Here is a 26,174-nt window from a genome sequence, read left to right as displayed (position 1 = left end):
AACGATGGCGACCAGTCTAGGCGGTCACGGCGGCCGGCGGACCCCGGCGCACGGGATCGTGACGGCGCGCTACCGGTCGACCGGCCGCTTGCGGCCGTCGTCGTCGATCGCCACGTAGGTGAAGCGGCCTTCCGTCACCAGCGTGCGGACCTCGCGACGCTCGAACCAGAGAACCTTCCAGGCCTCGATCGCCACCGTGATGGAGGTGGTGCCGACCTTCTCGACATGCCCGTAGCAGCACATCACGTCGCCCACGCCGACCGGCCGGACGAAGGTCATGGCGTCGATCCCGACGGTCGCCACCCGGCCCTGGGCCCGCCGGGCCGCCGTCAGGCCGCCGGCGATGTCCATCTGGCTGAGCACCCAGCCGCCGAAGATGTCGCCGTTCGGGTTGGTGTCCGCCGGCATCGCGATCGTCCGGATCTCCATCTCGCCGCGCGGCTGGCGCCCGGAATCGTCTCGTCCTGCTGTTGCCATCTTCACACCATATCTTGCACTCGCGCTGAGCGCACCCACAGGATAAACTCGACGCCCACGGGCCGATAGCCCTTCTCCGACCTGCAGACGACCGGATATGGCCGACCTCTTCGCAAGTTCCGCCGCGCGCGCCGACGACTACTCCGCCAAGGACATCGAGGTTCTCGAGGGCCTCGAGCCGGTACGCCGGCGCCCCGGCATGTATATCGGCGGCGTCGACGAGCGCGCCCTGCACCACCTCGTCGCCGAGGTCCTGGACAACTCGATGGACGAGGCGGTGGCCGGGCACGCCAGCCGGATCGAGATCGAGCTGGCGGCCGACCACACGGTGACCGTGCGCGACAACGGCCGCGGCATCCCGATCGATCCGCACCCGAAGTTCCCGAACAAGTCGGCGCTCGAGGTCATCCTCACGACGCTGCACGCCGGCGGCAAGTTCTCCGACAAGGTCTATGCCACGGCCGGCGGCCTGCACGGCGTCGGCGTCTCGGTGGTCAACGCGCTCTCCGACCGCCTGGAGGTCGAGGTCGCCCGCGACCGCCGGCTGTACGCCCAGCACTACGCCCGCGGCGTGCCGCAGGGCCCGGTCGAGACGATCGGCGCCGCCCCGAACCGCCGCGGCACCACCGTCCGGTTCCACCCCGACGCCGAGATCTTCGGCCCGAACGCGCGGTTCCGGCCGGCCACCCTGTACCGGATGGCGCGCTCCAAGGCGTATCTGTTCAAGGGTGTGGAGATCCGCTGGAAGGTCGATCCCGAGCTGCTGCGCGACGGCGACGAGACCCCGCCGGAGGCCGTTCTGCACTACCCGGGCGGCCTCGCCGACTTCCTGGCCAGCGCCATCGAGGGCCGGCGGACCGTCGCCCCGCGTCCGTTCACCGGCGACGTCGAGGTGCCGGAGGGCCAGGGCAGGGTCGAATGGGCGGTGACCTGGCCCGACGACCAGGACGACGGCTTCCTGCACGCCTACTGCAACACCATCCCGACGCCGCTGGGCGGTACCCACGAGGCCGGGCTGCGCACCGCCCTGCTGCGCGGCGTGAAGGCCTATGGCGAGATGGTCGGCAACAAGAAGGCCGCGCAGGTCACCGCCGACGACCTGATGGGCGGCGCCTGCGTGATGCTGTCGGTGTTCATCCGCGACCCGCAGTTCCAGGGTCAGACCAAGGAGCGGCTGGTCAGCCCGCACGCCACCCGGATGGTCGAGCAGGCGGTCAAGGACCACTTCGACCACTGGCTGTCGGGCGCGCCGGAGACCGCGAACCTGCTGCTGGAACGGCTGATCGAGCGGGCCGAGGAACGGCTGCGGCGGCGCCAGCAGAAGGAGGTCAGCCGCAAGACCGCGACCCGCAAGCTGCGGCTGCCGGGCAAGCTGGCGGACTGCTCGCGCTCGGACGCCGAAGGCACCGAGATCTTCCTGGTGGAGGGCGACAGCGCCGGCGGTTCCGCCAAGCAGGCGCGCGAGCGCGCGACCCAGGCGGTGCTGCCGCTGCGTGGCAAGATCCTGAACGTCGCCAGCGCCTCGGCCGACAAGCTGCGCCAGAACCAGGAGCTCACCGACCTCGTGCAGGCGCTCGGCTGCGGCACCGGCTCGTCCTACAGGGCCGACCAGCTGCGCTACGAGAAGGTCGTGATCATGACTGACGCCGACGTCGACGGCGCCCACATCGCGTCCCTGCTGATGACCTTCTTCTACCGGGAGATGCCCAGGCTGATCGAGGACGGCCACCTGTTCCTGGCGATGCCGCCGCTGTACCGGCTGACGCAAGGCGGCCGGACCGTCTACGCCCGCGACGACGCCCACAAGGACGAGCTGCTCGCCGGCGGCTTCGGCGGCAAGGGCAAGGTCGAGATCAGCCGGTTCAAGGGCCTGGGCGAGATGCCGCCGGCCCAGCTCAAGGAGACCACCATGAACCGCGAGACCCGCCAGCTGCTGCGGGTCAAGATCCCGCCGGCCGGCGGGCCTGAGCTGATGGTCGAGCCGGAACTGGAGGCCGAGACCCGGCGGACCCGCGAGACCGTCGAGACCCTGATGGGCAAGAAGCCGGAGCTGCGGTTCGCCTACATCCAGGAGAACGCCCGGTTCGTGCACGACGTCGACGTGTAGCCCGGAAGCGGCCTTCTCAGAGCAGCCGGCGAATGTAGGCCGCCAGCGCCTCCTCGAACGCGGCCAGCGAGTACCGCGCGGCGGTCTCCTGCCCGTTGCGGACGATCGCCTCGGCCCTGGCCGGATTCCCGGCCGCCGCCGCCGCGTCCGCGACGGCCTGCAGGCAGCCCCGCATGTCGCCCTCGGCCGCCCAGAATCCGTTCTCCGGCGAGGCGAAGTCCGTGGTCCCTTCCCCGGCGAAGCCGCAGACGATGCAGCCGGCGGCCATGGCCTCGAGCGGCGGCAGGCCGAGGCCTTCGTTACGACCGAGATTCAAGAATATGCTCGAACCCCCTAGAATATCGGCGGTTTCCTGCTCGGTCGCATTCTCGATCGGATACCACTCGACGGATCCGGCGACGTGTTGGCGAAAGCGTTCCGCCAGGCCGGGCCATTTGCGCGGCATGTAGGCGATCCGGTGCCGGCGCTCGCGCCCCGGCCTGAACACCTCGAGATCGACCCCCGGCGACACCACGTCGACCTGCCGGAACCCGGCCTCCTCCATCAGGTACCGCCTAGAGTACTGCGACACCGTCAGGCAGCGGATGTGGGTCAGCCGGCTCCAGTCGACCGCGGTGTTGGTGGGTATGGCGTTGTGGTTCTGGACGAACAGCACCCGGCGATCCGGCCGGGCCAGCATGAACTCCATGCGGTGCGGGCCGATGGCGTCGGTCGCGACGTACAGGTCGTCCGCCTCGAGCCGCTGCGGCTTGGACATGTCGACGATCTCGACGTCCCGTATGGCCCGGCTGCCGGCCAGCCATTCCGGCATGCCGACGCCGCTCGCCACATAGGCGTCGATGCCCCGGCGCCGCAGCGCGCCGACCGCCTGGTAGATGACCTTGACCCCGCCGATCGGCCGGGTCCTGTTGTCGATCATTCCGAACAGCACGCGTGCCACGGTCAGGTCTCCAGCCACTGCCGCATGAGACCGGTCGTGGCGTCCGGATGCTCGAGAGCCGGCAGATGGCCGCACCCCTCGACCACCTCCAGGCGCGCCCCGCGGATGCCGGCGGCGATCTCCTCGGACAGATGCAGCGGCGTCAGCTGGTCCTGGCGTCCGCAGACCACCAGCGTCGGGCGGTCGATGGCGGGCAGCAGGTCCCGGCTGTCGCCGCGCGACAGGATCGCCTTCTGCTGGCGGATGAAGCCGTCGCGTCCGACCCGCGCCGCCATCTCGAAGATCGGCCCGGTGACCGCCGGGTCGTCGAGCCGGTCCGGGTGCACCAGCATCGGCAGCAGCCTGGGCGTCACGCCCTTGAACCGCCCCATGTCGGCCAACTGGATCAGGCCGGTCCGCCGGCGCCGCTGCTCGTCGCTGTCGGGCCGCGCCGACGTGTCGAGCAGGGCCAGGCGCTCGACCCGTTCGGGCGCCCGCCGGAATACCTCGAGCGCGACGTAGCCGCCCATCGAGAGGCCGGCCAGGGCGAACCGCTCGGGTGCCTCCGCGAGCACCGCCTCGGCCAGCCCGGCCAGGGTCTCGTGGCGGGTCAGGTCGGGAACGTCGATGCGGTCGACCAGGTCCGAAAGGCCGGCGATCTGCCGGGACCACAGGTCCGCGTCGTTCAGCAATCCCGGCAGCAGGACCAGGTTCTCGGGCAACTCAGTCTCCTCCGCCTCGGGCATGCGGTGCACATAGGGGCAAGGTCGGGCATGCTCTACAATGATCGCGGAACCGGGGAAAGAGGACGCCATGACGATCGACCGCATCCAGGCCGACCACTACCGGATCCCGCTGCCGCGCCCGCTGTCGGACTCGACCCACCGCGAGATTCCCGGCTTCGAATTGATCACCGTGCGGGTCACGACGACCGACGGCGTCGTCGGGCTCGGCTACACCTACACGGTCGGCCGCGGCGGCCGGGCCATCCTGGCGCTAATCGAGGAACTCGGCGAGGTCCTGTCGGGGGCCGACGAGGGCCGGATCGAGGATTGCTGGCAACGCATGTGGTGGGCGCTGCACTGGGTCGGTCGCGGGGGCGCCGTCGCCTTCGCCATGGCCGCCGTGGACGTGGCGCTGTGGGACATCCTGGGCAGGCGTGCCGGCCTGCCGCTGTGGCGGCTGCTCGGCGGCTCGAACCCGAAAGTCCCGGTCTATGCCGGCGGCATCGACCTGTACTTCACCCTCGACGAACTGCTGGAGCAAACCCGCGGCAACCTCGACCGCGGCTTCCGGGCGATCAAGATGAAGGTCGGGCGGGACTCGCTCGACGAGGACGTCGCGCGGGTTGCCGCCATGCGCAAGTTCCTGGGCGACGGGTTCCCTCTGATGGTGGACGCCAACATGGGCTGGAGCCGCCACCGGGCCGTCGCCGCGGCCCGGGCGCTGGCGCCCTACGACCTCGGCTGGCTCGAGGAGCCGCTGGAACCCGAGGACGTCGAGGGCCACGCCCTGGTGGCGGCCGAAGGCATCCCCGTCGCGGCCGGCGAGAACTTCCACAACCCGGCGGAATTCAAGCCGCTGATCGAGGCCGGCGGGGTACAGTTCCCGGAGCCCGACCTCGCCTGCTGCGGCGGCATCACGCCCTGGATGAAGATCGCCCGCCTGGCCGAGGCGCACCACCTGCCGGTGACGTCGCACGGCGTGCACGATCTTCACGTGCACCTGCTCGCCGCCGTTCCGAACGCGTCCTATCTCGAATGGCACGGCTTCGGCCTGGATGCCTTCATCGAGCACCCGCTGACGATCGTCGACGGCAAGGTGACCGCGCCGGACCGCCCGGGACACGGCGTTGCGCTCGACTGGAAGGGGCTGGATCGGCTGCGGGCGTGACCGGACAGTCGCCTTGTCGAGGGCCGGTCGGATCCGATCCGGCCAAATCCGCTCCGAGACCATGGCGAAACCGCATCGCGGGCACGAAATACAAGTGTTTTCCGGGCTTTCCGTGCGTCTGTCATTGACAGTCCTGCATGAATGCCTATAGTCCGCGCGCCACTTGGCGGTCGCCGACCGCGAGGGCTGACAACTCAAGACGACATGGCCGACACACAAGTAACTTTCAGAGACCTCGGTCTTTCCGACGAGGTCGTTTCCGCCGTCGCCTCCGCCGGCTACGAAAAGCCGACGCCGATTCAGGAAAAGGCGATTCCCTACGTTCTGATGGGGCGCGACGTTCTCGGTTGCGCCCAGACCGGGACCGGCAAGACGGCGTCCTTCACGCTGCCGATGATCGACGTGCTGTCGGCCGGGCGCGCCAAGGCGCGCATGCCGCGGTCGCTGATCATCGCGCCGACCCGCGAACTCGCCGCCCAGGTCGCCGACAACTTCGTCAAGTACGGCAAGAACACCCGGCTGACCATGGCGCTGCTGATCGGCGGCGTGTCGTTCGACGAGCAGGAATCCAAGCTCGACCGGGGCGTCGACGTGCTGATCGCGACGCCCGGGCGGCTGCTGGACCATTTCGAGCGCGGCAAGGTCCTGCTGACCGACGTCAAGATCCTGGTGATCGACGAGGCCGACAGGATGCTCGACATGGGGTTCATCCCCGACGTCGAACGCATCGTCTCGCTGCTGCCGACGATCCGGCAGACCCTGTTCTTCTCGGCGACCATGGCGCCGGAGATCCGGCGTCTGGCCGACAAGTTCCTGATGAACCCGAAGGAGGTGTCGGTGGCGCCGCCGGCCTCGCCGGCCGAGACCGTCGCCCAGCACCTGATCCGCTGCTCGACCAAGGACAAGCGGGCGGCGCTGCGGTCGCTGCTGGCCAGCGAGACCGTCGACAGCGCCCTGATCTTCTGCAACCGCAAGCGCGACATCGGCGTGCTGCACCGCTCGCTGCAGCGCCACGGCTACGACGCCGTCCAGTTGCACGGCGACATGTCCCAGCCGGCGCGCATGGAGACGCTGCAGAAGTTCAAGAACGGCGAGGCGCGGATGGTCGTGTGCAGCGACGTCGCCGCCCGCGGGCTCGACATCAAGGGCCTCAGCCACGTCTTCAACTTCGACGTTCCGTCGCACGCCGAGGACTACGTCCACCGGATCGGCCGCACCGGCCGAGCCGGCATGAGCGGCCGCGCGTTCACCCTGGCGACGCCGGAGGACTCCAAGCTGCTCGCCGCCGTCGAGCGGCTGATCGGCAAGAAGATCCCGGTCCTGGACCTGGCCGGGGTCGCGGCCCCGTCGGTCGAGGAAGAGGTCGAGGAGGCCGGCGACAAGCGCCGCCGCGGCGGACGCGGCCGTGCCCGCAAGTCCGACGACAAGCCGGCCGACAAGCCGGCGGTCCAGGCCGAGGAAGCTGCCGCGCCTGCGGAGCAGCCGAAGAAACGCGGCGACCGCCGGCGTTCGGAGAAGCCGGCGGAGCCGGAAGCGGTCTCCGAGGCACCGAAGCGCGAGCCGTCGCTGACCGGCGGCGGCGTCGTCGAGCGCTTCCCGGACCGGGACGGCGGCCGCCGGGGCCGGGGGCGTCGGGATCGCGACGACGACGGGCCGCGGGTCACCGGCTTCGGCGACGAGGTTCCCGCCTTCCTGCTCCGTCCGGTTCCGAAGAAGGCTACCGGTTGATTTCCGTGGTCCCGTGCGGGACCATGCCGGCGTCCTCAAGACATGCCCGGTGAGGCCATGCAGACGATCTTCATCCAGGTCAAATGCGATCTCGGAAAGGCCTATCAGGTGGCTGATCAGGCGGTCCAGGAGGTCGAGGAGGTCTCCGAGGTCTACTCGACGTCCGGGCAGTACGACCTGATGATGAAGTGCTATCTGCCGGACGCCGCCGATATCGGCCACTTCGTGACCGACCGGGTGCAGACCCTGCCCGGCGTCAAGGACACCTTCACGTTGATCACCTTCAAGGCGTTCGGGTAGCGGCGCCTGCGCTACCGCTCGCCGCGGGCAATCCGTAGCGCCTCGTCCAGCACGGCGGCGTCGCCGACGTGGTTGGCCAGCAGCAGCACAAGCTTGGCATTGAGGCGTCGGCTCGCGGGTCCGTCGAGCCCGCGATGGGCCTCGATCAGCCGCTCGTAGAAGCCGTCGGCGTCGGTCAGGTTCAGGTCGGTCTTCAACGTTGTCATCGGCTCACCCTCCGGCCGCGCGCCGGGCCTCGGCCGCAGCGGGGCGCCCGAGCGCCCGGGCCAGGGCCGTGGCGATAGCGCCCGGCTCCGGCGTTCGCCAGCGGGCGGCCACGTGCTGGTCCGGGCGGACCAGATAGGCGCTGCCGTCCGCGGCATCCCAACGGGCAAAGGCGGTGCCGTCGCGGTCGATCACGGTTGCACCGTCCGGCCGACCGCTGCGGGCGACGGTGACGACGTCCACCCCGTCGGGGACGCCGCCGAGTGCCGCCGCGGCCGGGTCGTCGACGAACCGGAGCAGCGTGAACCGCCCGCCCAGTCGCCGCAGCAGCCACGGCTCGCCTTCCGCCACCTGGACCGGCGCGTCGGGAGCCGGCGCGCCCGGTCGCGGCCCGCCCGACCAGGCGTCGCCGTCCGGGGTCGACAGAGGGGTTGCGGCATAGGTGTGCGGCAGCGACAACCGCCCGGAGTTGACGACCCGCCGCGCGAACGGAAGATCCGCCGCCAGGTCGAGCGCCGCTTCGCGGAACGCCACGCTGGCCTCGTTCTTCGGGGTGATGAAGTCGGTCGACCGGGTCGAATTCAACAGGTTCTCGTCCGCCGCCGGAATCCGCTCGGCATCGTAGCTGTCGAGCAACGCCGCCGGCGCCGTCCCGTTCAGCACCGCGGCGAGCCTCCAGCACAGGGCATCGACGTCCTGGATACCGCCGTTGCCGCCGCGCGCGCCGAACGGACTGACCACGTGGGCGCTGTCGCCGACGAAGAACACCGGCCCGTGGTGGAAGCGCTCCATGCGGCGGCAGGTGAAGGTGTAGACGCTGACCCACTCCAGGTCGAACGGCTTGTCCGGCCCCAGCATCTGCTGGAGGCGCGGAACCACGTTCTCAGGTTTGCGCTCCTCCTCGGGGTCGGCCGACGGGTCGAGCTGGAAATCGATCCGGAACACGTCGTCGGGCTGCCGGTGCAGCAGGACCGACTGGCCGGAATGGAACGGCGGCTCGAACCAGAACCAGCGCTCGCTCGGGAAGTCCGCCTTCATGATCACGTCGGCGATCAGGAACCGGTCCTCGAATACCTTGCCCTTGAAGTCGAGGCCCATCATCCGGCGGATCGGGCTGCGCACCCCGTCCGCCGCCAGGACGTAGTCGGCGTCGAGCCGGTAGTTGCCGTCCGGCGTCTCGACGGTCAGACGCGCGCCGCCGTCCGGCAGGACGTCGAGGCCGACCACCCTGTTGCGCCAGCGGATGTCGGTCCGTCCGAGTTCCTGCACCCGGTCGACCAGGTATTCCTCGACGTAGTACTGCTGCAGGTTGATGAAGGCGGGACGCTGGTGGCCGGGCTCCGGCAGCAGGTCGAAGTTGTAGACCTCGCGGTCGCGGTGGAACAGCCGGCCGCGGTTCCACACGACGCCCTTGCCGACCATGCGGTCGCCGACCCCGATACGGTCGAAGATCTCCAGCGTCCGCTTGGCCCAGCAGATCGCCCGGCTGCCGACCGAAACCGTGTCGTCCTCGTCGAGCAGGATCGTGTCGTGGCCGAGCATCGCCAGCTCGGCGGCGGCGCACAGGCCGACCGGGCCGGCACCGACGATCACGATCGGCGCCCGCCGGACGGAGTCCTGCCCCAGTTCCGGCGGAGCCGCGTACGCGTAGCGGGGGCGGTCCGCGAGGCCGCCGGCCATCTCAGGCCCCGCCCCGATCGATGCGGCCGGACGTGGTCCTGTTGGCGGCGAGTTCGCCGGCCGGCGCGAAGGCCTTGGCCATGTCGTTTCCTCCCGGTTCGAGCTTGCGGAGAAAATTAGTTTCACTTGAAACCAAAGGCAAGCGGCACGGAACGGAGGCTAGTTCTGCTTCGTCCAGTTCGGCCGTCCGAGCGGCCGGCGGGCGATGGAATCCACCCCGACCAGGATCCGGCTCACCCTTCCCGCGGGCCCGAACGGCAGCAGCAGCCGGTTGATCTCGGAGGCGAACGAGGCCTTCGACGGATTGTGGCGGGTGAACAGGGCCGCGCCACGGATGGCGACCGCCCGATAGCAGGCCAGATAGAACGTCGTGATGTAGGAACCGGGGTCGATATCCGATACGTGCGCCCCGGTCAGGTCGCGTCCCATGCTCAGGGCCAGCCGGCTGCCGTACAGCCGGATCCGGAAGTCGCTCAGGTCCTCGAGCGGTTCGCACACCAGCAGGCTGCCGAGCGCCGGTCGCAGATCGACCGGGTCGATCGCGGATTCCGGCGGCCAGGGGGCGCCGCCCCTGCCCCGGCGCCAGAACTCGACCAGAAAGCCCAGGAAGTTCGCCCCCGCGTCGTCGCCCGAAGGATCCCAGGCGATCTTCGGTGCGGCCACGCCGTTCGCCGCGAAGAAATGCGCGACCGGACCGTAGTCCTCGTCGATCAGGTTTGCGGCCAGTCCGCTCACCTGGTTGGCTTCCGGCTCACTGGACATTGCTCGCGCCGACCGATTTCCACACGCCTGCGGTCAGGCCGACAGCGAACCCGCGATCCCATTCCGCGGATCGAACCGTAGAAGCGGCCACTTAACGAACCGTTAAGCCTCGACGCTGTCCCAGTGCCGGGCGATTTCGCCGGCGTGGCAAAGCCAGATCCGGTCCCGATGCGCGGCGATGTGCTCGAGCGCCCGGCGCAGCGGTCGCAGGCGGTGCGGCTGGCCGACGATGTACGGGTGCAGCGCGATGCCGAACACCAGCGGCTGCCTGGCCGACTGCTCGAACTGCTCGTCGAAGCCGTCGACGATCATCTCGGCGAATTCCCGGCCCTCGACCTTGCGGGCGACCACCGCCGGGATGTCGTTCAGCTCCTGCGGATACGGCACCGACAGGATGCCTCCGCCGTTCCGGGTCGTCATCCGGACCGGCTGGTCGTCGTGGCACCAGTCCAGCAGGTAGCTGTAGCCGGCTTCGGCCAGCAGGTCGGGCGTCGTCCGGCTCTGCGAGATCCAGGGGCCCAGCCAGCCGAACGGCCGGTGCCCCTCGGCCTGACGGATGGCATCGGTGGTCTCGGCGATCAGCGCCCGCTCTTCGGTCTCGTCGAGCACGCCCTGGCGTTCCGAATTGGTCCGGCCGTGGGCGACCACCTCGTCGCCGCGGCGGCGGAACGCCTCCATGACCGCCGGGCACTCGGCATAGGTCTCGGCATTGGCCAGGACGGTGACCGGCAGCTCCAGGCGGTAGAACTCGTCGAGCAGGCGCCACACGCCGACGCGGTTGCCGTAGTCGCGCCATGCATAGTTCAGCACGTCCGGCTGCGGGCCGCCGGGAGCCAGTTCGGCCCCCAGCCCCTCGCCGAACGCGAACACCTCGATGTTCAGCGCGATGTAGACCGCCAGCCGCTTGCCGCCGGGCCACTCGACGGTGCGCCGTCCTTCGATCGGGTCGTACTGGTACCGGCCGTGCCCCGGCAGGCCCACCGCGTCACTCCGCCGCGGCGGCGACGCCGCTGGTCGCTCGGCCGAGGCGGATCGCCGTGATCGCCATGCCGACTGCCGCCTGGGTGGGGTCGACCACCGGGATGCCGACCGCCTCGGCCAGCCGCTCCCGGTAGCGGGCCATGCCGGCGCAGCCGAGCACCAGCACGTCGGCGCCGTCGCGGTCGCGCAGCGCCTCGCCGACCTCGACCATCCGGCCGAAGGTCTTGGCCTCGTCCGACAGCGCGACCACGCCGAGCTCGATCGCCCGGTCGCCGGCCAGCCGGCTCTCCAGGCCGAGCGCCCGCACATAGCGCATGTGACGCGGGATCGAGCGGCTGAGAATCGCCACGATCCCGGCCTTGCTGCCGAGCGCCAGGGCGGTCAGCAGGCCGCTCTCGGCGATCCCGAACACCGGCCGGGCCGTGCTCTCGCGGGCGGCGTGGATGCCGGGGTCGGAGAAACAGGCGATCACGAAGGCCGACGCCTCGGCCTCGTGGGTCCGGACGATCGCTCGGATGTCGCGCGACACGTCGTCGACATGGGCCTGGCATTCGATGCCCGGCGGGCCGTCCGGGTTGGTGACGCTGACGATCTCCGGCCCGCCGGCGATCCGCAGCGGGTCCAGCGCCCGGTCCATGGCGGTGGTCACCGCCTCGGTCGAGTTCGGATTGATGACGACGATGCGATCGGTCAACGCAGCCTCCCCGGCGGGCAGATGATCCTAGGCCAACGCCTTCGAGGCGATCTCGTAGACGTCCTTCGACAGAGTGGGACTGTGGATGATGCGGCGCAAGGCGTCCGTCATCGCCTTGCCGCGGCCGGCGTCGAACTTGCGCCAGCGCACCAGCGGCTGGGTCATCCGGGCCGCGACCTGCGGGTTGATGGCGTCGAGCGCCAGCACCTGCTCGGCGAGGAAGTCGTAGCCGGAGCCGTCGGCCGCGTGGAAGCGCACCGGGTTGCCGGCAGTGAAGCCGCCGATCAGCGCCCGCACCCTGTTCGGGATGCGGATGCTGAAGCCCGGATGCTCCAGCAGTCCCTTGACCTGGTCCAGGGTGTCGGTCCGTGCCGAGCCGGCCTTCAGGGCAAACCACTTGTCGAGCACCAGCGGGTCGTTCTGCCAGCGGTCGTGGAACGCCGCCAGCGCTGCGTCGCGCTCGGGCCGCTCCAGGTCGTTGAGGGCGACCAGCGCCCCCATGACCCGGGTCATGGTGCCGTCGGGACGGGCCTGCGCGACGGCGAGCCGGATCCCCTCCTCGCGCCCGCTCGCCACCATGTAGGCCAGCGCGGCGTTGGCGAGCGCCCGGCGCCCCATCGCTGCAGTCGAGAGATCGGCCCCGCCGGCCGGCTCGGCCGCCGACAGCCGCTCGTACAGGGCGGACCAGCCGTCGAACAGGGTCTCCCCGATCACCCGGCGCGCCTCGGCCCGGGCCGCGTGGACCTCGTCGACGTGCCAGACGTCGAGCGCCTGGCCGAGCAGCGACTCGCCGGGCAACGCCAGCAGTTCGGAGAGGAAGGCCGGCTCCAACCGGTCGTCGGCCAGGCTGGCGCGGAAGGCCTCGACCACCCGCTGGTCCAGGACCGCCGGCTTGCCGGCACGAAGTGCCCCGACCATGGCCAGCAGCGCCCGGGTCGACAGCGACTGCAGGGCCTCCCAGCGCCCGAACGGGTCGTCGTCGGCGCCGGCCAGGAACGCCAGATCCTCTTCGCTCCAGGCGGCGTCGAGCTTCACCGGCGCGCTGAAGCCGCGCAGCAGCGACGGCACCGCCCCCGGCGGCACGTCGACGAACGAGACCGTGGTCGCGGCCTCGTCGAGCACCAGCACCCGCTCGGTGGCGCCGCCGCCGTCCGGCTCGCCGTCCAGGCGCAGCGGCAGCGGCGCCCCGTTGCGGCCGATCAGGGCGGTGCGCAGCGGGATCGGCATCGGCTGCTTGGTCGGCTGTCCCGGGGTCGACGGGGTGGCCTGGCTGAGGGTCAGGTCGAGACGCCGGGTCGCCGGGTCGTGCTGCCAGCGGGCGGTCACCGTCGGCGTGCCGGCCTGACTGTACCACAGCCGGAAGCGCGACAGGTCGACGCCGGTGGCGTCCTCCATGGCGGCGACGAAGTCGTCGCAGGTCACGGCCTGGCCGTCATGGCGCTCGACGTACAGGTCCATGCCCTTGCGGAACCCGTCGGGCCCCAGCAGGGTGTGGATCATCCGCACCACCTCGGAGCCCTTCTCGTACACCGTGACGGTGTAGAAGTTGTTGATCTCGATGTAGGTGTCCGGGCGCACCGGGTGCGCGGTCGGGCCGGCGTCCTCCGGGAACTGCACGGTCCGCAGCAGCCGGACGTCGGACACCCGCTTGACCCCGCGGTCGTGCATGTCGGCCGAGAACTCCTGGTCGCGGAAGACCGTCAGGCCCTCCTTCAGCGACAGCTGGAACCAGTCGCGGCAGGTGATGCGGTTGCCGGTCCAGTTGTGGAAGTACTCGTGCGCGACGATCCCCTCGATGCGCTGGAAGTCGCCGTCGGTGGCGGTGTCCGGGTCGGCCAGAATGAACTTGTCGTTGAAGATGTTGAGGCCCTTGTTCTCCATGGCCCCCATGTTGAACGCCGACACCGCGACGATCATGAAGACGTCGAGGTCGTACTCGAAGCCGTAGACCTCCTCGTCCCAGCGCATCGAGCGCTTCAGGGACTCCATGGCGTGGCCGGTGCGGCCCTCATTGCCCGGATCGACGTAGATCCGCAGCGTCACCTCGCGGCCGGAACGGGTGACGTAGCTGTCCTCGACGCAGCCGAGATCGCCGGCGACCATGGCGAACAGGTAGGCGGGCTTGCGGAACGGGTCGTGCCAGACCGCGAAGTGCCGGCCGAACGGCAGCTCGCCGGTCTCGACGCAGTTGCCGTTGGCCAGGAGCACCGGGAAGCGCTCCTTGTCGGCCTCGATCCGGACGGTGAACACCGCCATGACGTCGGGCCGGTCCGGGTAGTAGGTGATCCGACGGAAACCCTCGGCCTCGCATTGGGTGCAGTACAGGCCGCCGGAGCGGTACAGGCCCTCGAGCGCGGTGTTGTCCTGCGGCCGGATGCGGCCTTCGATCATCAGCTCGAACGGGCCGTCGACCGCCGGCAACGTGAGCTTCTCCGCCCCTACCTGGTACTCCGACTCGGCAAGCCGCCGGCCGTCCAGCGTCACCGCCTGCAGCTGCTGGTCCTGGCCGTCGAGGACGATCGGCGCCGGTCCGCTGCCGGCGGCGGGGTTGCGCCGGCCGCTCAGGATAGCGGTCACCTTGGTCCAGTCGTCGCCGAGCTCGACCGTCAGCTCGACGGAGTCGATCAGGTGCGGCGGCGGGGCGTAGTCCTGCAGGCGGACGGGCTGCGGCGAAGTCTCGTGCGCGGCGCGGTCCATCGAAGGCGTCCTTTCCACATCGCGGGTCACGGTGGCGTCAGCTGGCCATCCAGCCGCCGTCCACCATCAGGTTCTCCCCCGTGATATAGCTCGCCTCGTCGCTGGCGAGAAACAGCACTGCGTTCGCCACGTCCTCGGGCCGGCCGAGACGCGGCCACGGCGTACGGGAACGCGAATACTCAAGCATCTCCGGCGCGACCGCGCGGCCGGACTTGCCGGTCAGGATCTTGCCCGGCGCGACCGCGTTGCAGACGATGCCGTCGGCCGCGTAGTCGCCGGCGATCTGCCGGGTCATGTAGACCACGGCGGCCTTGCCGACCCCGTAGGCGAAATCGTTGGGCGCCCGGATCATGCCGTGCTGGGACGAGATGTTGACGATCCGGCCGCGGACCTCGCCGACCGGCTCCTGCGCCAGCATCTGCCGCACCGCCTCGCGGCAGCCGAGGAACACGCCCTTGGCGTTCACCGCCATCACCCGGTCCCAGTCGGCCTCGGAGGTCTCAAGCAGCGGCGTGTCGGTTCCGATCGCCGCGTTGTTGACCATGACGTCGAGCCGGCCGGTGCGGGCGACGGCAGCGGCGATGGCTGCCGACAGATCCTCGGCGCGCGCGACATCGCAGCGGCGGAACTCGCAGGTCCCGCCGCCGGCCGTGATGGTTTCCCGGGTGGTCGCCCCGCCCTCGCGCGGGGTCTCGGTCAGGTCGGCCAGGACGACGAACGCGCCCTCGGCCGCGAGCCGGACCGCGATCGCCTTGCCGATGCCCGATGCGGCGCCGGTGACGACCGCGGTCCGTTCCTTCAGACGCACGAGCGATCGCCGCTCAGGCCGCGTTCTCGCGCGACGTCGTGTAGGCCTTGGCGCAGTGCGCGGTGCAGTACGGGCGGCCCGGCTCCACGGTCTCGCCGCAGAAGCTGAAATTGTCGGTCTTCGGGTCGCCGATCGGCCAGCTGCAGGTGTTGCGGTCCCACTGCTCGAGGGTCAGGGGGACGGCGCGGCGGCGCTGGATCGGCGCCTTCGGTGCCCGCGGCTTGTCCGACTTGACGATCGGCGACTGCCGCTTCGGCAGGCCCATCCGATGGACCTTGCCGACGACGGCGTTGCGCGATACGCCGAGCGCCAGGCCGATCTGGGTGATCGAGAGTCCCTCGCCCCACAGCCTGGTCAGGTCTGACAGACGTTCTTCCGTCCAAACGCTCGGCGCGTTGTCCGACATGGTTGCCTCCATCGGTCCGGTTCGGTGGGCGACCGACTCGTTGCCACCCACATCTTGTGTTCGGATGGCAAGAGGCTACGGGATATGGATCAGGCCGGCAAGCCATGCCACAACATCTCGCGCACTTTGTTGTGGATAACACAAGAACCCCAGGGATTCGGCGACTCGCACTGCCGCCGCGAGTCGCATTCAGCCGCTACTCCGGAACGCTCGCCGGGAGCGCCGCCGTCACGGCCCCCTCCGAACAACCGCCGGTCGAGCCGATCCCGGGCAGGATTCCCGCCTTCCCGAGCACGTTCAGGGTGACCGCCCGGCGGGCTTCCCGGATGCGCTCGGGATAGCCCTCGACGACCGTCGCGAACAGCCAGACGTCGTGCGGCCGTTCCACCCACCCGACCCACCAGCCGGTGTCCGGACCGTCGTCGCCGGGCCTGTGCGCCCATCCGGTCTTGCCGCGGATCGCCACGTCGCAGGCCAGCCGCTCGCCCGGGACCGCGTCGCGCGCGGCGATCTGCGACCGGGTACTGGCCGGCAGGGTGCCCAGCAGCAGGCGCTCGACGAAGTCGACCTGCTGCAGCGGCGTCACCCGCAGCCCGCCGTCCAGCCAGAACCGCTCCAGGCCGCCGGACACCGCGGCATTGCCATAGCCGAGCCGCTGCAGCCAGGTCGCCATCCGGTCCTCGCCGATCGACCGGGCGATGGTCTGGAACACCGGCACCGACGATACCGCGACCGCCTGTTGCACGCTCCGGTCGCGGTTCCAGGCGGCGACCCGACGCTCCCGGCCGTCCCACGGAACCACCTGCTGCAGATCCCGCACCACACCGGTCTCGAGCGCGATAAGCAGGTGCGGAATCTTGAAGGTCGACGCCGGCAGGTAGCCGCGGACGCCGTGGTCGAGGTCGGAGACGTAGCTCCGGTTCTCGCCGAGTCGCCGGACCACCACGCTGCCGGCGACACCCTGCTCGACGAACGCCTTGCGCCATTCCGGGATCTCGATCTCGGCGGCGGCGGCCGGCCCGGCCCCCGCCGCCATGCCGGCCACCACCACCATCACCGGCCCCATCCACCGGGCCCGCCTGCGCATCACCGGCTTCATCGCCGCCTCCGTTCGCTGCCTTCCTGCAGGCGGTAACGCTGGCGGCGGATTGCGGTGCCGGGATGGCACGAAGACGGAAGGACGGCGGCGTCGCCTTGAGCCGGTTTAGCGCGAGCGCACGTAGTCGATGTAGCCGCGCACGTCGGCCGCCGGCCCGGCATAGGCGTCGCCCAGCGCACCGGCGACCGCCGCCATGTAGTCCTCGAGCCAGCCGGGGAACGCCAGGTCGGTGATCCGCAGGAACTCGACCGTGGCCGCCAGCCGGATGTCGGCGATCGATGGCGCCGCACCGCCGATGAACTTCTGCCCGCCGAGGAAGAAGCTGCGATACACCTCCAGGATCTCGGGAATCGCCGCTTCCGCCGCCTTGCGGGCGGCCTCCTTGGCGGCCGGATCGGCGTCGCTGGCCGCCACCTCGCCCGGGTAGGCCGGGAAGCCGAGGCGCGGATAGGCGGCGCGGGCGACCAGCGGGTACAGGCTGCCGGTCGTGTACAGCATGGCGCTGTCCTGCCTGGCGCGCGCCGCCGGGTCGGTCGGGTAGAGGTTCTCCAGGCCATGGCGGTTGCAGAGGTACTGCATGATCGCGCAGCTCTCCCACAGCGCGCCCTTGTAGACCCCGGCATCCTCGAGCAGCGGGGTGGCGTGCGCCGGGCACAGCGCCAGGAACGCCTCGCTCCGGGTCTGGCCGTAGGCGTCGACCTCCTCGACCGGCAGGCCGGCCGCCCTGACCAGGACCCGGACGGCCATGTTGTTTACGCTCGGCTTGATGACGTGCAGCTTCATCGCGATCCCCACCACGGAGTGCGGTCGGCCGTGCGTGACGACGGCCCATGCCGGCGCCGCCGGCCGACCGGTTGCAATGATGGAGTGTGCGCCCGGCCGATCGCGTCCGCCAGCCCCGGCGGGTCAGCCGTCGCCGCCGGCGTAGATCCACATCGCCTGGCAATCGCCGGCCCTGGTGAAGCCGCAGCGCTCGTAGAACCCGATCGCCGGCGCGTCGGCGATCAGCGCGTGCTGGTGGAACCCGGCGTAGCGTTCCTGCATGTGCCGGATGATCGCCCGCCCGACGCCCTTGCCGTGCCAGTCCGGGTGCACCAGCAGGTGCGGGTAGTAGACGACGAGCGCGCCGTCCGACAGGGCGTTGCCGAGCCCGATCAGGGTGTCTCCCTTCCGGGGACCCGGGGCCCACGCCGTGACCACCGTGTCGCTGTTGCCGAGCGCGGTCATCAGCCGGTCCGGCTTGGCCGCCGACGACCACTTGTTGGCCCGGTACAGCCCCAGCACGTCGTCGCGCGCCAGGTCCTTGGTCTCGCGGAGTTCGTAGTCGGTCATGTCAGGAAGCCGTCTGTCGCTGGGGCTGTGTGTCGGATGGATTCCGGAGTCCGCCCTGCGGCTCCGGAATGACGGAGAACGGGAACGGCACCGCCCCTCTTCCCTTCGTCATTCCGGGGCGGCCGCGCAGCGGACGACCCCGAAATCCATGGATTCGCCGAGGCGCCGCTACCCGGGGAACGGGCAGCCGATGAACGCGGCGATCAGCTTGATCTGTTCCTCGAGCATCGGCCGGCCGTAGTGGACGCTGTGGCCGCGCGCCCTGGCGGCCTTCAGCAGCGCGGTCTCCTCGGGGATCATGATGATCTCGCTGACCACGGTCGCCGGGTCCAGACGGTCGACGTCGACCGGCAGCGGATCGCCCGCATGCAGGCCGAGCGAGGTGGTGTTGATCACCACGTCGTAGCCGGCCGGGTCGGCGTCGGCCTCGATGCCCCGGGTGATGCAGCCCGGAAACGCCTTATGCACCCGATGCGCCAGATCCTCGGCCCTGGCGACCGTGCGGTTGGCGATGCTGAGGCTGGCCGCCCCGGCCTCGGCGACCGCGAAGGCGATCGCCATGCCGGCACCGCCGGCCCCGAGCTGCAGCACGTGCTTGCCGGCGAAGTCGAAGCCGCCGGCCTTCATGCCGGCGACGTAGCCCTGGCCGTCGAAGTTGTCGCCGATCATCCGGCGCCGCCCGTCTGCATCGGCCGGGTCGAACCGCACGGCGTTGACCGCCCCGACCCGCCGGCCGCCGGCCCCGACCTCGTCGCACAGCGCGGCGATCGTCACCTTGTGCGGCACCGTCACGCACAGCCCGCCGAGGTTGCGCGTCGCCCGCATGCCGCGGACCGCGTCCTCCAGGTCCTCCGGCAGCACGTGGATCGGCACCATGACGGCGTCGATCCCGTGCTGCTCGTACAGCGGATTCATCACGCTCGGCACCCTGATGTGGTCGATCGGGTGCGCGAGCGTGCCGTAGACGCGGGTCTTGCCGGTGATGGTGAGGGTGGGCATCGCCTCAGAACTTCACCATGTCGCCGCCCTTGAGCGCGAGCATCTCGCGGGCCTCCTTCGGGGTCGCGACCTCCAGGCTCATGTCCTCGATGATGCGGCGGATCTTCGCCACCTGCTCGGCGTTGTTCTTGGCCAGCTGGCCCTTGCCGAGGAACAGGCTGTCCTCCAGGCCGACCCGGACGTTGCCGCCGTTGATCGCCGCCATGGTGGTGAACGCCATCTGGTGGCGGCCGGCCGCCAGCACGCTCCAGCGGTACTGGTCGCCGAACAGCTTGTCGGCGATCCGCTTCATGTGCAGCAGGTTCTCGGTGTCGGCGCCGATGCCGCCGAGGATCCCGAAGATGGTCTGCACGAACAGCGGCGGCTTCACCAGGCCGCGCTCCAGGAAGTGCGCCAGGGTGTACAGGTGGCCGACGTCGTAGCACTCGTACTCGAAGCGCACGCCGTGCCCTTCGCCCAGCTCCTTAAGAACGTACTCGATATCCTTGAAGGTATTGCGGAAAATGAAGTCTCGGGAGTTCTCCAGGAACTTCGGTTCCCACTCGTGCTTGAACTCGGTCATCTTGTCGAGGATCGGAAACAGGCCGAAGTTCATCGACCCCATGTTCAGCGAGGTCATCTCCGGGCTGGCCGCGACCGCGGCCGCCAGCCGCTCCTCCAGGCTCATGCCGTGACCGCCGCCGGTGGTGATGTTCACCACCGCGTCCGTGTTCTGCTTGATGCGCGGCAGGAACTCCATGAACGCTTTGGGATCCGGGGTCGGGCTGCCGTCGGGATTGCGGGCATGCAGGTGCAGGATCGAGGCGCCGGCCTCGGCCGCGCCGATCGCCTGCTCGGCAACCTCGTCGCCGGTGATCGGCAGGTACGGGCTCATGGTCGGGGTGTGGATCGAGCCGGTGACCGCGCAGGTGATGATGACCTTGTTCTGGGGGGCAGCCATGACTCGTTTCCTCCGGATCGACTTGTTTGCCTGTTGCGTGACGGCGTGAGCCTAGCCGGTTCGGCGACGGGATGAAAAGAGTGCGACGGAACTCCGCGGCAGCCCCGTTGGAGGGAACATGGACGGCCGGGTCCGGCCGCTCCCGCCCCCCAAAGGATCCCCCGAGGAGACCGAGACGATGACCCGCAGCAAACTGACCCTCGCCACCGCCCTGGTGCTCGCCGCCGCCGCCGGCACGACCGCCGCGCTGGCGCACGGCCCCGACGGAATGAAGCCGGGCGGAATGATGATGCCGGGCGGCGACCACCGCGCCCGCATGGAGCAGCGCTTCCAGGAGATGGACGCCGACAAGGACGGCAAGGTCACGGCCGCCGAGATGCAGGCCGCCCGCGCCGCACGATTCGCCGCGATCGACGCCAACGGTGACGGCAAGCTCAGCGTCGAGGAGATGGACGACGCCCGCAAGGCCCAGCGCCTGGAGCGCCTGCAGCGCATGGTGGTCTGGCTCGATGCCGACGGCGACGGCATGCTGTCGGCGGCCGAGTACGATCCGCGCAAGGGCCGCATGATGGCGCGCATGGACGACAACGGCGACGGCGCCGTGTCGATGGAGGAGATGCGTGACGCCGGCAAGCGCTTCCATCACCGCTCCGGCGGCCAGGAAGGCGGTGCCCGCATGGGTGGCGGCCGGATGGGCGACTGCCCGATGGGCGGCCCGAAGAACTGAGCGACCGGCGGCGATGCGATGACAGGAGCGTCCGAGGATGACCCGGATGCGGCGCTCATGCCGCGCATCGCCGAAGGCGACGCGGCGGCCTACCGCGCGCTCGTCGACCGGCACGCCGACCGGCTGCTCGCCTTCGCCGAGCGGCTGGTCGGCGACCGCGCCGGTGCCGAGGACGTGGTGCAGGACACCTACCTCGCGGTCTGGCGGACGGCGGCACGCTGGACCCCGGCGGCCAAGGTCTCGACCTGGCTGTACCGGGTCGCCCGCAACGCCGCCCTCGACCGGCTGCGCCGGCGGCGGCCGAGCGTGGATCCCGAGGCCGTGACCTTGATCGACCCGACCGACGGTCCCGAGCGCGGGCTGTCCCGGCGCGAGACCGCGGCCGCGGTCCGCCGGGCGATCGATGCCTTGCCGGAACGCCAGCGCACCGCGATCGTGCTGGTGCACTACGAGCGGCGCTCCGGCGCCGATGCCGCCGAGGTGCTTGGCGTCTCGGTGGAAGCCCTGGAATCCCTGCTCGCCCGTGGACGGCGGGCCCTGCGCGCGGCTCTCGAAGGCCGGCGCCCCGACCTGGTCGGAGGTGAACCATGACCGAAGTGACGACCGAACGGGTGCGCACCCTGATCGACGCCTACGGCGCCGACCCCGAGCGCTGGCCGGCCGACGAGCGCGAGGCGGCCCGTCGCCTGGTCGACGCCGACCCGGCGCTGGCGGCCGAGCTGGCCGAGGCCGCCGCGTTCGACGCCCTTCTGGACGCCCTGCCCGCTGAGGCCCCGCGGCCGGCCCTGCGGGTCGCCCTGAACGCGATCCCCGACCGGGCGCGACTGCGCTGGTCCGACCGGCTGGCCACCCTGTGGCCGTTCGGCGCCCCCTGGGGGCCGGCGGCCGGGCTGGTCGCCGCCGCGCTGTTCGGCGTCGTGATCGGCGTCACCGTCCCCGACCCCGCCGCCGTGACCGATGCCGCATCGTCCGGGACCGCCACCACCACGGTCGCCTATGACCCGGTCGCCGCCGTCGCCGCGATGGCGTCGGGCGCCGGTGACCTGGAGTACCTGCAATGACCACTCGACTGCGCCTGATGGCGCTCGTGCTGTTCGGCTCGCTGGCCGTGAACCTGTTCCTCGGCGGCCTGATGGTCGGCCGCTGGCTCGAGCCGCACCACCCGCCGGGGCCGCCGCACGGTCCGCGGTTCGAGCGCGAGGACCGCGGCCCCGGCGCCCCGCCGTTCTGGCTGCGGCGGGCGATCGGCCCGGAAGGTGCGGAGACCCTGGACGAAGTCTGGCGCAAGCACGCCCCGACGATCGAGCCGCTGCGCGACGAGCTGCGCCGGTCCCGAAGCGCGGTGATCGACACGCTCGAGGCGGAACCGTTCGACTCCCGGGCCTATGCCGCCGCCCTCGAGGACATGCAGGCCCGCACCGGCCGGCTGTTCGAGGCCATCCACGGCGCGATGGTGGACGTGGTCGAGCACCTGACCCCGGAACAGCGCCGCCAGATGGTCGAGCAGAGCCGCGAATGGCATCGCCGCCACGACCGAAGCAAGGACGACTGAACCCGGTGCAGTAGAAGCCGGCAGTCGGCGAACCCCTGCTCAGCCGGCCGCGGCCAGCAGCGCCCGGTCGATGTCCTCGATCAGGTCCTCGGGATCCTCCAGGCCGATCGACAGCCGGACCACGCCCGGGGTCACCCCGATATCGGCGCGCTCGGCGTCGGTCAGGCGCGAGTGCGTGGTGGTCGCCGGGTGGCAGACCAGCGACTTGGCGTCGCCGAGGTTGTTCGATATGTCGATCAGCTGCAGGGCATCCAGGAACCGGAACGCCGCCGCCTTGCCGCCCGGCAGCTCCAGGGTCACCAGGCTGCCGAAGCCGGACATCTGGCGCTTGGCGAGCGCGTGCTGGGGATGGCTCTCCAGGCCCGGATAGCGGACCATCAGCACGTCCGGCCGGGCCTCCAGCCATTCCGCGATGCGGGCGGCGTTGCGGGTGTGGCGCTCGACCCGGAGCTCCAGGGTCTCCAGCGACTTCACCATCACCCAGGCGTTGAACGGGCTCATCGACGGGCCGGTGTTCCGGTAGAACGGCTGGAACACGTCGTCGATGAACTTCCGGTCGCCGAGCACGGCGCCGCCCAGGCAGCGCCCCTGCCCGTCGATGTGCTTGGTCGCCGAGTACACGACGATGTCGGCGCCGAGCGCCAGCGGGCGCTGGAACATCGGGGTCGCGAACACGTTGTCGACCATCAGCCGGGCGCCGGCCTTGTGCGACAGCTCGGCGACCGCCGCGATGTCCACCAGGTCGAGCATCGGGTTCGACGGGCTCTCCAGGAACGTCACGGTGGCCGGGCGCGACAGCGCCTTTTCCCAGGCCGCCAGGTCGGTGCCCTTCACGAACTCGATCTCGACGCCCCAGCGCGGCAGCAGCTTGGAGACGATGTAGTGGCACGAGCCGAACAGCTCGCGCGCCGCCACCACCCGGTCGCCGGCCGAGACCTGGCACAGCATGGCGGCGAACACCGCAGCCATGCCGGTGGCGGTCGCCCGGCAAGCGTCGGCGCCTTCCAGCAGGGCCAGCCGCTCCTCGAAGGTCGCGACCGTCGGGTTGCCGTAGCGCGAGTAGATGAACACGTCGACGTCGCCGTTGAACGCCGCCTCGGCCTGGGCGGCGTCGTCGTAGACGAAGCCCGAGTTGAGGAACAGCGCCTCGCTGGTTTCGCGGAACTGCGAGCGGTTCAGCCCGCCGCGCACCAGTCGGGTCGCAGGGCGCCAGTCGGAACGGTCGGTCATCGGGTCTCGGCCTCGGGTCGGTCCAGGGTGCCGGGCATCCAATAAACCGGATCACATCCGCTATAAAGAACTTTCAGGCCGAAACACCGCACGCATCGTCGCGCCGTGGGTTCCGGCTCCGTCCCGCCTTCGGCGGCCCGGTCCGGAATGACGGATTGAGCGGAGGTCGCGGCGCCGCCCCTTCGCCCCCAATGACGTCATTCCGGACGGACGTGCCGCCCTCGGCACGACCGAGCCGAAATCCACCCGCTGCTCTCAGCGCCCTGCCGCCAGCGCCGCCTCGCGGATCTGGCTGAGCGAGCGTGCGACCGTCAGAGCCTCGGGATCGACCCGCAGCTCGATCACCGCCGGCCGACCGGCGGCCTGCGCCCGCTCGAAGGCGGCGGCGAAGTCCTCGGTGCGGGTGACCACCTCGCCATGCGCCCCGTAGGCCTGGGCAAGTGCGGCGAAGTCCGGGTTGTGCAGTTCGGTGGCGCTGATCCGGTTCGGGTACTCGCGCTCCTGGTGCATCCGGATGGTGCCGTACATGCCGTTGTTCACCACCAGGAAGATGACGTTGGCGCCGTACTGCACCGCGGTCGCCAGCTCCTGGCCGTGCATCATGTAGCAGCCGTCGCCCGACACCGAGACCACGGTGCGCTCCGGGTGAACCAGCTTGGCGGCGATGCCGGCCGGCACGCCGTAGCCCATCGACCCGCAGGTCGGCGCCAGCCCGGTCCGGTACTGCTTGTACTGGAAATAGCGATGCACCCAGGTGGCGTAGTTGCCGGCGCCGTTGGTGACGATCGCGTCCTCCGGCAGGGTGGCGTCCAGCCACTTGACGATCTCGGCCATCTGGACCGGTCCCGGGGTCGCCAGCGGCGTCAGCAGCGCCTCGTACTCGCGGCGGGCCAGCGGCGTCTCCGAGGCCCAGGCCGAAGAGTCCACCGGCTCCATCTCGGCGACCGCCTGCAGGAAACTGCGCTGGCTGGCGTTGATCAGCAGGTCGCCCTGGTAGACCCGACCGAGCTCGTCGGCACCGGCGTGGACATGCACCAGACCCTGGCGCGGCCGCGGGATGTCGAGCAGCGTGTAGCCGCTGGTGGTCATCTCGCCGAGCCGCGCGCCGACCACGATCAGCAGGTCGCTGTCGCGCACCCGGGCACCGAGCTTCGGGTCGATGCCGATGCCGACGTGACCGACATAGTTCGGGTGCCGGTTGTCCAGGTAGTCCTGGCAGCGGAACGAGGCGCCGACCGGCAGGTGGTTGGCCTCGGCGAACCGGGCCAGCGCGGCCGAGGTCTCGGCGTCCCAGCCGCCGCCGCCGACGATCACCAGCGGTCGCTTGGCGGCGGCCAGGATCTCGCGGAACCGGGCGATGTCGGCCGCCCCCGGATGCGGCTCGGTGCGCTTGTACGGGTCGAAATCTGCGACCGAGGCGCGCTCGACCAGCATGTCCTCCGGCAGCGCCAGCACCACCGGCCCCGGCCGGCCGGACACCGCGGTGTGGAAGGCGCGGCTGACGTACTCCGGGATGCGGGCCGGGTCGTCGATCTGGGCGACCCACTTGGCGAGCTGGCCGTACATCCGGCGGTAGTCGAGCTCCTGGAACGCCTCACGGTCGAACATGTCGCGCCCGACCTGGCCGACCAGCAGGATCATCGGGGTGGAGTCCTGGAAGGCGACGTGGACCCCGGCGCTGGCGTTGGTCGCGCCCGGGCCGCGGGTCACCATGCAGATGCCCGGCTTGCCGGTCAGCTTGCCGTAGGCCTCGGCCATCATGGCGGCGCCGCCCTCCTGGCGGCAGACGATGGTGCGGATCTCCGGCGCGTCGACCAGCCCGTCGAGCACGGCGAGGTAGCTCTCTCCGGGCACGCCGAACGCCAGATCGACGCCATGGGCGCGCAGGCAGTCGACGAGGATGTGGCCGCCGATGCGGCCGGCGTTGCTGCGGTCAGTGCTCGATGGGTTCGTCGACATAGCCTGTGTACCGTTGCGACTTGGGCTTCTCGAGGTCTTCGGGATTGACGTACTGGATGGACGACTTGCCGCGCAGGTCGGCGGGCAGGATCATGACCCGGACGAACCGGGTGCACTCGAGTTCGCTGGCCTGCGCGTAGACGGGATCGGGTCCGGGCTCGAACCAAGCCTGCCCGGGCAGATAATGGGTCGACTTGCCGCGCGTGTCGATGCGGATCTGACCCTGTTTCAGGCAGCGGATGCCGGGCCCCTGGTGGGTATGCGTAAGCGCGTTGCCGCCGATCGGGAACTTCACGCTGTCGCAGCGCATGATCCACTCGCTGCCGGGATCGGGCCCGTCGAGCGGCGCCGCCATGTTCTCGGTCGAGGTGACCCCGTCGCCTTGGGCGCGAATCGCTTCGCTGTCGTCCGGAGCGAGTTCCCAGCGCCAGATCACGGCACCGTCGGGACCGGCGGTCAGATGCACCTCCGACGCGCCGTACCAGGCGCTGTCCTCGGCACACCTCACACCTTCGCCGGTCTCGAAGCTGCCGCGATGGCAGTACAGAACCCGGTTCAGCGGCGGCAGCGGCTCGGCCAGGGTGGCCCCCGGCTCCAGTCGGTCCACCATCTGCCGAAGCAGGTACCCGGTCGCGGACATCGAAGCACCTCCCGTTTCTTTCTTCTTGTCCCGCCGCCTC

Annotated in this window: 27 protein-coding genes; 8 read left to right on the top strand and 19 right to left on the bottom strand. The window is 70.5% G+C overall.

The genetic code is table 11. The features are described from left to right. Positions 1–69 precede the first annotated feature (69 nt). On the bottom strand, positions 70–477 hold the full coding sequence (locus tag IE246_RS08550; RefSeq protein WP_189988533.1) for an acyl-CoA thioesterase: 408 nt from the start codon (positions 475–477) through the stop codon (positions 70–72). Between the two features lie 97 nt (positions 478–574). Between IE246_RS08550 and parE the strand changes: the two genes are divergently transcribed. After that, on the top strand, positions 575–2,584 hold the full coding sequence (gene parE / locus IE246_RS08545; RefSeq protein ID WP_189988532.1) for a DNA topoisomerase IV subunit B: 2,010 nt from the start codon (positions 575–577) through the stop codon (positions 2,582–2,584). A 16-nt stretch (positions 2,585–2,600) separates the two neighbouring features. On the opposite strand, the gene IE246_RS08540 is transcribed toward parE, so the two are convergent. Both IE246_RS08540 and IE246_RS08535 read right to left on the bottom strand, forming a co-directional pair. Further along, positions 2,601–3,524 carry a glycosyltransferase gene (locus tag IE246_RS08540; protein ID WP_189988531.1) on the bottom strand — a complete coding sequence of 308 codons (924 nt, stop codon included), beginning with the start codon at positions 3,522–3,524 and terminating at the stop codon, positions 2,601–2,603. Between the two features lie 2 nt (positions 3,525–3,526). Further along, positions 3,527–4,225, bottom strand: a complete 699-nt coding sequence (locus IE246_RS08535) for an alpha/beta fold hydrolase (protein WP_308434480.1) — start codon at positions 4,223–4,225, stop codon at positions 3,527–3,529. Positions 4,226–4,316: 91 nt separating this feature from the next. On the opposite strand from IE246_RS08535, the gene IE246_RS08530 reads away from it, so the two are divergent. The 3 genes from IE246_RS08530 to IE246_RS08520 all read left to right on the top strand — a co-directional run bounded on the left by IE246_RS08530 (position 4,317) and on the right by IE246_RS08520 (position 7,424). Then, positions 4,317–5,396, top strand: a complete 1,080-nt coding sequence (locus IE246_RS08530) for a mandelate racemase/muconate lactonizing enzyme family protein (protein ID WP_189988529.1) — start codon at positions 4,317–4,319, stop codon at positions 5,394–5,396. A 204-nt stretch (positions 5,397–5,600) separates the two neighbouring features. After that, entirely contained in the window at positions 5,601–7,124 is a 1,524-nt protein-coding gene (locus IE246_RS08525; RefSeq protein ID WP_189988528.1) for a DEAD/DEAH box helicase, read from the top strand. A gap of 57 nt (positions 7,125–7,181) precedes the next feature. Continuing rightward, entirely contained in the window at positions 7,182–7,424 is a 243-nt protein-coding gene (locus IE246_RS08520; protein WP_189988527.1) for an Lrp/AsnC ligand binding domain-containing protein, read from the top strand. A gap of 11 nt (positions 7,425–7,435) precedes the next feature. On the opposite strand, the gene IE246_RS08515 is transcribed toward IE246_RS08520, so the two are convergent. The 13 genes from IE246_RS08515 to kce form a co-directional block, all read right to left on the bottom strand. After that, the gene (locus IE246_RS08515) at positions 7,436–7,630 is read right to left on the bottom strand and encodes a DUF2783 domain-containing protein (protein ID WP_189988526.1); all 195 of its coding nucleotides are present in this window, start codon (positions 7,628–7,630) and stop codon (positions 7,436–7,438) included. A 4-nt stretch (positions 7,631–7,634) separates the two neighbouring features. Next, positions 7,635–9,308: an FAD-dependent oxidoreductase gene (locus IE246_RS08510; protein WP_189988525.1), complete on the bottom strand. Its 1,674-nt coding sequence runs from the start codon at positions 9,306–9,308 to the stop codon at positions 7,635–7,637. A gap of 159 nt (positions 9,309–9,467) precedes the next feature. Beyond that, positions 9,468–10,043: a PAS domain-containing protein gene (locus tag IE246_RS08505; RefSeq protein WP_189988524.1), complete on the bottom strand. Its 576-nt coding sequence runs from the start codon at positions 10,041–10,043 to the stop codon at positions 9,468–9,470. 129 nt (positions 10,044–10,172) lie between these two features. Continuing rightward, positions 10,173–11,051: a polysaccharide deacetylase family protein gene (locus IE246_RS08500; RefSeq protein WP_229836693.1), complete on the bottom strand. Its 879-nt coding sequence runs from the start codon at positions 11,049–11,051 to the stop codon at positions 10,173–10,175. 4 nt (positions 11,052–11,055) lie between these two features. Next, on the bottom strand, positions 11,056–11,745 hold the full coding sequence (locus IE246_RS08495; protein WP_189988523.1) for an aspartate/glutamate racemase family protein: 690 nt from the start codon (positions 11,743–11,745) through the stop codon (positions 11,056–11,058). A 27-nt stretch (positions 11,746–11,772) separates the two neighbouring features. Then, positions 11,773–14,442, bottom strand: a complete 2,670-nt coding sequence (pepN, locus tag IE246_RS08490) for an aminopeptidase N (RefSeq protein ID WP_189988522.1) — start codon at positions 14,440–14,442, stop codon at positions 11,773–11,775. Between the two features lie 37 nt (positions 14,443–14,479). Next, positions 14,480–15,250 (bottom strand): SDR family NAD(P)-dependent oxidoreductase, encoded by a 771-nt coding sequence (locus tag IE246_RS08485; protein ID WP_189988521.1) that lies wholly within the window; start codon positions 15,248–15,250, stop codon positions 14,480–14,482. 13 nt (positions 15,251–15,263) lie between these two features. Beyond that, a complete protein-coding gene (locus IE246_RS08480; protein WP_229836692.1) occupies positions 15,264–15,656 on the bottom strand; it encodes a GcrA family cell cycle regulator in 393 nt (130 codons plus the stop codon). A gap of 196 nt (positions 15,657–15,852) precedes the next feature. Next, entirely contained in the window at positions 15,853–16,755 is a 903-nt protein-coding gene (locus IE246_RS08475) for a penicillin-binding transpeptidase domain-containing protein (RefSeq protein WP_189988519.1), read from the bottom strand. 105 nt (positions 16,756–16,860) lie between these two features. Continuing rightward, positions 16,861–17,538, bottom strand: a complete 678-nt coding sequence (locus IE246_RS08470) for a glutathione S-transferase family protein (protein ID WP_189988518.1) — start codon at positions 17,536–17,538, stop codon at positions 16,861–16,863. A 123-nt stretch (positions 17,539–17,661) separates the two neighbouring features. Continuing rightward, the gene (locus tag IE246_RS08465; protein ID WP_189988517.1) at positions 17,662–18,087 is read right to left on the bottom strand and encodes a GNAT family N-acetyltransferase; all 426 of its coding nucleotides are present in this window, start codon (positions 18,085–18,087) and stop codon (positions 17,662–17,664) included. A gap of 168 nt (positions 18,088–18,255) precedes the next feature. Beyond that, complete coding sequence (locus IE246_RS08460; RefSeq protein WP_189988516.1) at positions 18,256–19,086, bottom strand: shikimate dehydrogenase family protein; 831 nt, start codon at positions 19,084–19,086, stop codon at positions 18,256–18,258. 4 nt (positions 19,087–19,090) lie between these two features. Continuing rightward, entirely contained in the window at positions 19,091–20,026 is a 936-nt protein-coding gene (kce, locus tag IE246_RS08455) for a 3,5-dioxohexanoate:acetyl-CoA acetone transferase (RefSeq protein ID WP_189988515.1), read from the bottom strand. A 178-nt stretch (positions 20,027–20,204) separates the two neighbouring features. On the opposite strand from kce, the gene IE246_RS08450 reads away from it, so the two are divergent. The 4 genes from IE246_RS08450 to IE246_RS08435 are packed head-to-tail and all read left to right on the top strand — an operon-like array spanning position 20,205 to position 22,305. Continuing rightward, positions 20,205–20,753, top strand: a complete 549-nt coding sequence (locus IE246_RS08450) for an EF-hand domain-containing protein (RefSeq protein WP_189988514.1) — start codon at positions 20,205–20,207, stop codon at positions 20,751–20,753. Between the two features lie 18 nt (positions 20,754–20,771). Beyond that, on the top strand, positions 20,772–21,344 hold the full coding sequence (locus IE246_RS08445) for an RNA polymerase sigma factor (RefSeq protein ID WP_189988513.1): 573 nt from the start codon (positions 20,772–20,774) through the stop codon (positions 21,342–21,344). After that, positions 21,341–21,814 (top strand): hypothetical protein, encoded by a 474-nt coding sequence (locus IE246_RS08440; protein ID WP_189988512.1) that lies wholly within the window; start codon positions 21,341–21,343, stop codon positions 21,812–21,814. The genes IE246_RS08445 and IE246_RS08440 overlap by 4 nt, the downstream gene beginning before the upstream one ends. Further along, positions 21,811–22,305, top strand: a complete 495-nt coding sequence (locus tag IE246_RS08435) for a periplasmic heavy metal sensor (protein WP_189988511.1) — start codon at positions 21,811–21,813, stop codon at positions 22,303–22,305. Before IE246_RS08440 ends, IE246_RS08435 begins: the two co-directional genes overlap by 4 nt. 39 nt (positions 22,306–22,344) lie before the next feature. Here the strand turns inward: IE246_RS08435 and metZ are convergent, their stop codons facing one another. From metZ to IE246_RS08420, 3 genes are all read right to left on the bottom strand, one after another. Further along, positions 22,345–23,535 carry an O-succinylhomoserine sulfhydrylase gene (metZ, locus tag IE246_RS08430; RefSeq protein ID WP_189988510.1) on the bottom strand — a complete coding sequence of 397 codons (1,191 nt, stop codon included), beginning with the start codon at positions 23,533–23,535 and terminating at the stop codon, positions 22,345–22,347. 255 nt (positions 23,536–23,790) lie between these two features. Continuing rightward, positions 23,791–25,494 carry a thiamine pyrophosphate-binding protein gene (locus IE246_RS08425; protein WP_189988509.1) on the bottom strand — a complete coding sequence of 568 codons (1,704 nt, stop codon included), beginning with the start codon at positions 25,492–25,494 and terminating at the stop codon, positions 23,791–23,793. Next, entirely contained in the window at positions 25,469–26,134 is a 666-nt protein-coding gene (locus IE246_RS08420; protein WP_189988508.1) for a hypothetical protein, read from the bottom strand. Before IE246_RS08420 ends, IE246_RS08425 begins: the two co-directional genes overlap by 26 nt. Positions 26,135–26,174 lie beyond the last annotated feature (40 nt).

The organism is Thalassobaculum fulvum, from assembly GCF_014652915.1.
Lineage (GTDB): Bacteria > Pseudomonadota > Alphaproteobacteria > Thalassobaculales > Thalassobaculaceae > Thalassobaculum_A > Thalassobaculum_A fulvum.
This window is presented reverse-complemented; position numbering and strand designations above follow the sequence as displayed.